General features: G+C 45.4%; 4 protein-coding genes. All 4 read right to left on the reverse strand.

What is annotated here, in order from left to right:
- Nucleotides 1-162: 162 nt before the first annotated feature.
- Nucleotides 163-681: a Ycf51 family protein gene (locus tag PN462_RS06510; RefSeq protein ID WP_272127217.1), complete on the reverse strand. Its 519-nt coding sequence runs from the start codon at nt 679-681 to the stop codon at nt 163-165.
- A gap of 218 nt (nt 682-899) precedes the next feature.
- Nucleotides 900-4,448: an extracellular solute-binding protein gene (locus PN462_RS06515; RefSeq protein WP_272127219.1), complete on the reverse strand. Its 3,549-nt coding sequence runs from the start codon at nt 4,446-4,448 to the stop codon at nt 900-902.
- Nucleotides 4,449-4,549: 101 nt separating this feature from the next.
- Nucleotides 4,550-8,074, reverse strand: coding sequence for an extracellular solute-binding protein (locus PN462_RS06520; RefSeq protein WP_272127220.1), 3,525 nt, complete (start codon nt 8,072-8,074; stop codon nt 4,550-4,552).
- Nucleotides 8,075-8,202: 128 nt separating this feature from the next.
- Nucleotides 8,203-9,123 (reverse strand): tetratricopeptide repeat protein, encoded by a 921-nt coding sequence (locus tag PN462_RS06525; RefSeq protein ID WP_272127222.1) that lies wholly within the window; start codon nt 9,121-9,123, stop codon nt 8,203-8,205.
- Nucleotides 9,124-9,248: the final 125 nt, after the last annotated feature.

The following is a 9,248-nucleotide window of genomic DNA, read 5'->3' on the forward strand; positions in this document are numbered from 1 at the left end:
GGGCAGAGGGCAGAGGGCAGAGGGCAGAGGGCAGAAGGCAGAGGGCAGAAAGCAGAGGGCAGAAAGCAGAAGGAAGGAGAAAGAGTAAAGTTAGCCTAAAAAAAGGTCATAAACTAATCATTCCCCATTTCCCATTCCCCATTCCCCATTCCCCATTCCCCATTACCCATTACCCAATTTTTGAAACTTGTGTTCAAAGATATCTACCTCTAATTGTGTCTCATCTCTGGACTGGATCAATTTTTTCACCTGTCCAATATACAAAGGACGCGAGACTCCTTCTTGGGGGTGTAACACAGTGCGGGCCCGGACTGTCACCTTGCCATCTTCGGTGTTTTGTCGTCCATAAGGGGTAATATCAATGGCAGCTTGACGAAGGGTTGCGTCTAATTCATCTTCGGTAATTTCGGAAGGAACGGCAATCACAACATTATTACCCGCATTATCAAACACAAGGGAATAACGAATTGATCCCGGAATATCCGTGCGGTTGAATAATCCTAGACTCAAGCCAAAAATTCCAATAGTGATCACCCCCATAAAAGCAGTAGCACCCACTAGACGAAAGCGGAGTCCCCATTTAAACAAGAAGGCCAAAATGGTGAGAATTAAGAAAAATACCGTTAAAATCCCCGCCCATTGGGTGTAGGTCGTTAAATCTGTTGGCAATTGGAAGTCCATATTTTGTTAACGGCTCGATGTCTCGTACAAGTACAAGAAGATTATACAACTTGAAGGCAGAAGGCAGAGGGCAGAAGGCAGAGGAGCATTGAAACTAGAACAGTTTAACCTTCCATCTCCCCCATCTCCCGACACCCGACACCCGACACCCCTTTGTGTCCTTTGTGTCTTTGTGGTTCAATTCCCCAACTCTCAACTCTCAACTCTCCCGACTCCCATTAACTAGGGTTGGCTTCTACAGAGGGTTCACAGGTTTGGGCGGGTTCGTACCATTCCGCTAACCCCTGTTGGATAAAATTGGCCGCTTCTTGGGGGGTCATTTCTCCTTTGAGAACTGCTGTGGAGGCTTTTTTGGCTAGGGTGTACCCTTGGGGGATTTTTTCGTCTAATTGGGGATAAGTCCAGCGTACATCGGTGTCATAGGTTTGGATGAAGTCGAAAAAGATTTGGGCTTTGGGATGACGAACTGCTGGTTTTTCTTGGTGTAGGACAAAGTTACCGGGGAGACGGTTGGTAATGATGTCGGCAGCTTCGGGAGTCATTAACCATTGGAGGAATTGTTGGGCTTCTTCTTTATGGGGGGAGTTGGCATTGAGTCCGACGGCAAAATCTGGGTGTAAGATGACTGAGGTGGGTTGTCCTTGAGGGGAAGGGAAGGGAAAGATATTCCAGGCAAAGTCGGGGTTTGCGCTGATCATGGGTTGTAAGTCATAAGACCCACTGATCCACATGGCGGCCTCTTGGTTGAGGAAGGTTTGTCGGCTGACGATGAGGGAATGATCTCTGAGATCGAGATAGGGTTTGAGATCGGCGAGGGCTTGGAAGGCGGCTATCATGTTGGCATCATTAAAACAGCGATCGCCGTTTTGATAAGCCAGTCGTCCTTCCTGGCCTCCTGTAAAGTTGGGGAGGATACTGGTAAAGATGCGATCGTCTCGTTCATAATTGTTATTCGTAGGACTATTGGCAAAGGGGAGAATCCCTTGGGCTTGAAAACGTTGGGCGGTGTTTAATAAGTCCTCCCAGGTTTGCGGGATGTCGAGATTGAGTTGTTGAAAGAGATCGACGTTATAGTAAATCCCGTTGGCAACCGCACTCAAGGGAACACCATAAATTGCCCCTTCTGTAGTCTGCCAGGGGTTGAGACTGTCGCTTGTATAATTTTCTTTTAAGCCTGGCAAATCGTTGAGCGTTTCCAGATAACCTTTTTCAAATAAATTGCGATCAAGACTATAAGCTCGTAAAAAGACTAGATCGGCGGCCACCTCGTTTTGTAATTGATTCCGCAAAACCTCGCTATATTGCCCATAAGGAGTGGCAATGCTTTTCAGTCTAATCTCTGGATGGTCTTGATAAAATTGCCGAAACAGGTCTTGAAAGGGTTTTTGGTATTCGGGTTTCCAGTTGGCAAAGGTTAAGAGCGTCTTTCCCTTTAATGGGGGAGTCTGCTCTGGATTGGTGCTAACTTCTATGGGAGGATTGGTGGTGGACTGTTCGGCAAAGACTTTGTTGGGGGTGGGCAGGATATTATAAAACCAACCAATAAATAACGCGGCCCCCAAAATATAAGCGGGAAAGAGTAACCGAAAGTATTTGACGATTCGATTGAGTTTTTTCTTCCATTCGAGATGATCTTTGAAGCGGAGAATGGCAACGACTAACAGAATTTGGGCAGCAATTAAGCCATAAATGACATAAAAGAACATATCGAGGGCAATAATATAACCAATGCCATCGGGGAGTTCGGATTTTAACCCCACATGAAAGAAGACAACCCCTAATAAAAGACCACTGACGGATTCAACGGAAAATTCATCAAAGGGAAAAAAGAGGAAAATGTATAAAATCCAAATGAAACAAGCTAAGGGCAAGAGGTCATTAATGCTAAAACTAAAGGATTGTCGTGCTATGCTAATTGCTACATTAAATTTAGAGTAATTAATACCTGAATCCGCAGAGTTAACTGCCTCTAAGTCTCCTAATGTTGAATAGCCTTTATCTGTATTTTCAAAAAAGGTTACTTCTTGAAATTTCCAACTCTCTAAACTATCTAGCACTTCACTGTTGGCAAATTTCTGTTTAATGGACTCTAGATCAGGGTTCTGCATTCCGGTGATATCCGGGACATAAATGAGGTTATTTCGTCGTAAATTATCGTGACGAAATTCAATTTTTAATTCTTGATTATCAAAGGGATAATCTTGAAAACTAAAATCTCCTTCAAAGGTGGTTTTGATGCGAAATGCTCGCACCTTCATGTGGTTTTTTTCTTCTTCGTAAATAGGCTCTTCCAGTTTAATGGGTTCAGCAGCATTTAAAAATTCAAGTTTTTCGATTTCCATTGTTCCGGGATGACGAAACCAGAGAAAAAAGTCCACAATATAGGTTTGATCTTTTAAATCGAGTTTAGAAATTTGGTTAATATCAATGCCTGTATAAACAACTTGGGTGATATAAGCATATTGACCTCCCATGCGGAGAATTTGCCCATTTTCCAGTTGTTCTTCTAAATTGCTGATGGTTTTTTGCTCTGGGATAGGTTGGAGTTGGACGGGGGCAGAAATGAGGTTTTGCTGTTCATAGATGCCAATATTAATGTTACTAGGGGTGTTGCGATCGCGGTCAAAATACAACGGCCTTTCTAACCCCGCAATGCCCCGGTCTGCCCCCATCAAATTCGATAAACTGTCATAAACCGATTGACGCTTATTTGCAATCTTACCTACATTCAGATTAGCCCCTTTTAAGGCTTCTACGGCCATTTTTGCCCCATCATAGGACAAGGCCCCCACCCAAGTGGGTTGATAGTCGTATTTTTCAATAAACTGATTGCGAAAATCTTGGGTTGCCTCACTAGACACATCGTAGAGTAAAGGAGAGGTGGCATAAAGTTGGTCGGAAAAATAGCCTGGTTTGGCCTGCGCTTCGGGAAAGGTGCGCAGTTGGGAGAGGAAGGACTGGCCAGTTAAGGAAATTCCACCAACAACAGGGGTATCAATGCCGGCCCGTTTCATGTTGCCCAAGAGACTGGCTGCATCTTGGCCAAGGGGAAATAAAACGACTGTCCCTAACTCCTCTCTATCCAGTTGCCAAAAATCACTAATCGAACCAAAAGAATTAGGGGCAATTTGTTGAATATCCCATTGATGTCTAATATTGCCCTTTAACCCTCGGAAGGTATTGCGGAAACTGCGGGTTAAGGAGTTACTCCAACTATCCTGACCATCAAAGATAATACTAACGTTATCCTCTTGGAGGATTTTTTTCAGGTAATTGGCTAATAAGACTCCTTCATCATGGGTGGTGAACCCTACTCGAAAATAGGTTTTATTTTCTTCTGTGACTGCATTGGCCTGGGCCGTGGCAGTAATGGCAGCTAAACCGGCCTGTTCGTAAATTTTTCCGGCTTCTAGGGAAACAGAACTGGTATAGGACCCCAAACTCAAGACAATCTGCTGATCTTCGGCAATTTTGCGGGCTTCTTCTTGACCTACTGAAACTTGCCCTTGGTCGTCAAAAACCCGTAATTTGACCTTTTTTCCGTTAATGCCGCCCTCTCGATTAATTTTATCCAGATACATCTGTGTTCCTTGTACCATTTCCTTGCCGACTTCCCCATTAGGCCCTGTCATGGGGGCCAGCATGGCCACGTAGATGCGATCGCTATTTAAAAAAGTCCCAAAGTTGGCAAAATTGGCCAGCAGGATCAACGCGAAGGTAATAACCGCTAAGACAATCAATCGACTACGACGAGTAAATTTGTTCAAAGATAGGTGTTTCATTGGTTAAACCGGGAACAGGGAACAGGGAATGGGGAATGGGGAACAGGGAATGGGAAATGGGGAACAGGGAATAGGGAATAAACTGCTTACAGTTGGCAAATTTGGGCGGGTTCGTACCATTCGGCCAAACCCTCTTGGATATGATTGGCAGCTTCTTGGGGGGTCATTTCTTCCTTGAGAATTCCTGTTGCGGCTTCTTTCACCAGCACATTCCCTTGGGGAATTTTTTCGTCTAATTCGGGATTCGTCCAATAAGCATCTGTCTCTTTATTTTCTAGTAAGGAGAAAAACTGTTGCGCGTTGGGGTTATTGAGGTCGGGTTGTTCTCGGTGCAGAACAAAGTTACCGAGGAAGTTGTTGGCGATAATCTCGGCAGCTTCAGGAGTCATTAACCATTGGAGAAACTGTTTGGCTTCTTCTTTATGGGGAGAATTACTGTTGATGCCGATGGACATGGTGGGTTGTAGAACCATGTAGGTGGGTTGTCCTTGGGGAGAGGGGAGGGCAAAGGTACTCCATTGAAAGTCTAGGGGTTGGTTGACAAAGAGTTGTATATCCCAAGAACCACTGATCCACATGGCCGCTTTTCCGTTGCGAAATCTCTGTTTACTGGCTAAGTAAGGGCGATCGCTCGGATCAAAGTACGGTCTCAGATCGGCGAGGGCTTGGAAAGTGTCCACCATTCCGGCATCATTAAAACAGCGATCGCCGCTTTGATAAGCCAGTCGCCCGTCTCGGCCTCCTGTAAAGTTGGAAAAGAGGCTCGTAGATATATAATCATCACGGTAGAAGGCAATATTCCCGACACTGTTGGCAAAGGGGAGAATATCTTGCTCTTGCAACCGTTGGGCCGTTGTGAGTAATTCCTCCCAGGTTTGGGGAATGTCGAGATTAAACTGCTCAAAGAGATCAACATTGTAGAAAACCCCTAACGAGGTTGCGGTGACGGGAAGGGCGTAAATTTCCCCCGCTTGGGTTTGCCAAGCGTTTAAGATTTCCGGGGCATAGGTTTGCTGAATCCCCGACAAGTCATTCAGGGGTTCGAGATATCCTTGCTCAAATAAACCGCGATCGAGGCTAAAAGGTCGCACAAACACCAAATCGGGGGCAACTTCGCTTTGCAATTGACTCCGCAGCACTGGTCCATACTCACTATAGGGAGTAGAAGTATTCGTCAGTCTGATCTCAGTTTGGTTTTTATGAAATTCTCGAAATAACTCTTTTAAGGCTGGTGCGTATTGCGGATTCCAACTCCCCAAGTTTAAATAAGTTGCACTGTCCAATTGTGCTGTTGAGTTTTCTGGGGTACTGATTTCTAGCGTCGGCGTTTCTGACGGTTGTTGGGCAAATAGTCCAGCCGGAATAATGCTATAAGACACGCCAATAAACAAGGCCGCACCAATTAAATAAACTGGGAAAAATAACCGAAAAGATTTGACAATTTTTTGCAGTGTTTTCACCCATTCTGGAGAGTCTTTTAATCTGACAATCGCCAACACTAAAACAATTTGTGCGGCAATTAAGCCATAAATGACGTAAAAGAAAACATCGAGGGCAATAATATAGACAATTCCCTCTGGCAGTTCTGCTTTTAGCCCCACATGAAAGAAAACAACCCCCAATAATAAACCACTGATCGATTCAATGGAGAATTCCTCAAAGGGGAAAAAGAGAAAAACATAGAGAATCCAAATAAAGCAAGCTAATGGCAATAAGTTATTAATGCTAAAACTAAAAGACTGGCGTTGAATTTCAATCGTAGTGTTAAATTTGGAGTAATAAATACCGGAGGCAGAATCTGTCATTTCGATATTTCCGAGGGTCGAATAGTCCTTATCGGTACTTTCAAAAAAATGGGCTTCTTGAAAACTCCAATTGGCTAAGGGGTCTAGGGCTTCGCTCTGTTGAAATTTCTCTCGAATGGCGGCGAGGTCAGGATTCTGCATTCCGGTGACATCGGGAACATAAATTAAATTATTCCGCCGTAAATAATCATGACGGAATTCGAGGGTTAATTCTTGACTATCAAAGGGATAATCCTGAAAATTAAAGTCCCCTTCAAAGGTGGTTTTGATGCGAAAAGCTCGCACTTTCATGCCATTTTTTTCGGCTTCATAAATGGGGTCTTCAAGTTCGATGGGTTCAGCAGAATTTAAAAATTCAATTTCTTCAACTTCCTGACCTCCTGGATGGCGAAACCAGAGGAAAAAGTCCACCACATAGCTTTCGTCTCTTAAATCGAGGTCGGACACTTGGTTAATATCAATGCCTGTATAAACGACCTTGGTAACATAGGCATATTTCCCCCCCATGCGGAGGATTTGTCCGTTGTTAATTTTTTCCTCTAAATCATTCACGGTGCGTCGATTGGTGATGGGTTGCAGTTGGACGGGGGCAGAAATGAGATTTTGTTGTTCGTAAACACCGACGTTGATTTTACTGGGGGTATTGCGATCGCCGTCAAAATATAACGGCCCTTCCAACCCCTCCACACCTTGTTCTGGACTGCCCATAGCGGATAAGGCGCGATAAACCCCTTGACGCTTTTCAACTAGGGTTTCCCCATCAAGATTAGCCCGTTTTAAGGCTTCTACAGCGACTTTCGCCCCATCGTAAGAGGCCGCAGCCAGCCAAGTGGGACTATATTCATATCGTTCAATAAACCGATCCCGAAACGCTTGCGTCTCTTCATTGGAGACATCATAAATGAGGGGAGAGGTGGCATAAAGCCCATCGGAAAAATACCCCGGTTGCGCTTGGGCTTCGGGAAAGGTGCGGAGTTGGGAAACAAAGGTTTGATCAGCCAAGGTATTCCCGCCGATAATCGGCACATCGACTCCGGCCCGTCTCAGGTTGGCAATGATTTCGGTGGTTTGTGGACCGACGGAAAACAAGGCGATCGTTCCTAATTCCTCTGCATCCAGTTGCCAGAAATCACTAATTGAACCAAAGGAGTTAGGCGCGATTTGTTGAATGTCCCACTGATTGCTAATTTGGCCATCTAATCCCTGAAAGGTATTTCTAAAGCTGTTGGTCAAAGAATTACTATAATTATCGCTGCCATCAAAAATAATACTGACGTTATCTTCTTTCAGGATTGTTCTGAGATAATTGGCCAGTAAAATTCCTTCATCATCGGTGGTGAAACTAGCCCGAAAATAAGCGTTGTTGCTAGTGGTGACGGCATTGACTTGGGCGGTGGCAGTTAGGGCGGGTAAGCTGGCTTGTTCGTAGATTGTCCCGGCTTCCACGGCAATGGAACTGGTATAGGGGCCCAAGGTTAAGACAATTCGCTGATCGTCGGCAATTTCTTGGGCTTTTTCTCGACCAACTTCTAGATCGTATTCATCGTCAAAGACGAGTAATTTAACGGTTTTCCCGTTAATCCCTCCCCCTTGATTGATTTCATCGAGGTACATTTGTGTGCCTTGTACCATTTCCTCACCTACGTTACCACTGATGCCACTCATGGGGGCTAGCATGGCCACGTAGATGCGATCGCTGTTTTGCTGATTCCAAAGACTAGCAATTAAAATCAGCACAAAGCCTAGGATGGCCAGAGCCACAAATTTACTGCGACGGGATAGTTTGTGCAACAGGGGACGGTTCATAACACAAGCAGTTAAAACAAATAACAAAATTAACTAGCCGAGATGCTCTGCTCCGGCTAGTTAGAGGGCATCTTTGACATCCTCCCTCGCGGGACGCGAGGGTCTTCTCTCACAAGAAGATCAACTACTTACTCAGCTTCACTACTTTCATCAGTATTCTCGGACTCTAAATAGCTCACGTCGTAACTTTCATTGGAGTTAAAGGTCACTTGGAAGTTAACAATCGCCGTCTCGTTGTCGGTTTCTTCGACTAAACCTGGTAAGGGGGTTTCGTCGTCATATTGTCCGGCGGCATCTCCGATGGGTTCATATTCGATTACCGTCCCTTCTGAATTTACCGTCACCACATAGCTGACAGGTTCACTAAACGTGGGAACTTGCGTCCAGCTACTATTGAGGGTGTCCGACAGACCCACCCGGAGATTTTCAATTTCTTCCGGTTGGCTGACCGTGGGTGGGGCCATGACCATGGGTTCGCCACAGAGGGGGTTGGTCTCCATGGGGGCTGGGTTGGGGTTTTCCACGATTTTGCTGGTGTCCATACAGGCTGCCAAGCGACGTTCACCCACACCGAGTAACCATTTATATTGATCGGTGGTTTGAGGCAAACTCCGGTCAATACAATCTTGATAGAGGGGGTTCAAGTCACTCACGGGACGATCTTGGGCTTCATATACTTGGGTTAACAAGCATTCTGAAGCCATGGCAATTTGTTGGGTTTCTTCGTCGTCCAGTTGATCGTAAATCTCGATGGAATCCGTGAGGTAGTTTTCCGCTTCCTCATACTGCTTTTGGGCAACTAAAGACCAACCCAAGTTGCGATGGAGTATATATTGGGTGACGCGGGGGGTGTCTTCTGTGATACGCTGCACCCCAAGGCGCAGGAAGGTTTCGGCGACAATGGGGGTGTTGCGGCGTTTCGCGGGGTTGAAGCGGTGAATGTAAATATGACCAATGTTGTTGAGGGCTTCGGGAGTCCCGTCTTGGGCAGCAACACTATACTGTTCGAGGGCTTGATCTAAAGAGCCTAATGAGTGACATACTCCCACGCTCAATCGGAGATTAGAGCGTGGGCTTCTCCATCCCTGGAACGAGACTTCGCGTTTTTGAGTGAGGCGATGCCCAACCCCACTTTTTTAATCAAAATACCTGAACACAGATCTCTTGGCATAGA

This window comes from Spirulina sp. CS-785/01 (genome assembly GCF_028330525.1).
Taxonomy (GTDB): Bacteria; Cyanobacteriota; Cyanobacteriia; order Cyanobacteriales; family Spirulinaceae; genus JAQMSD01.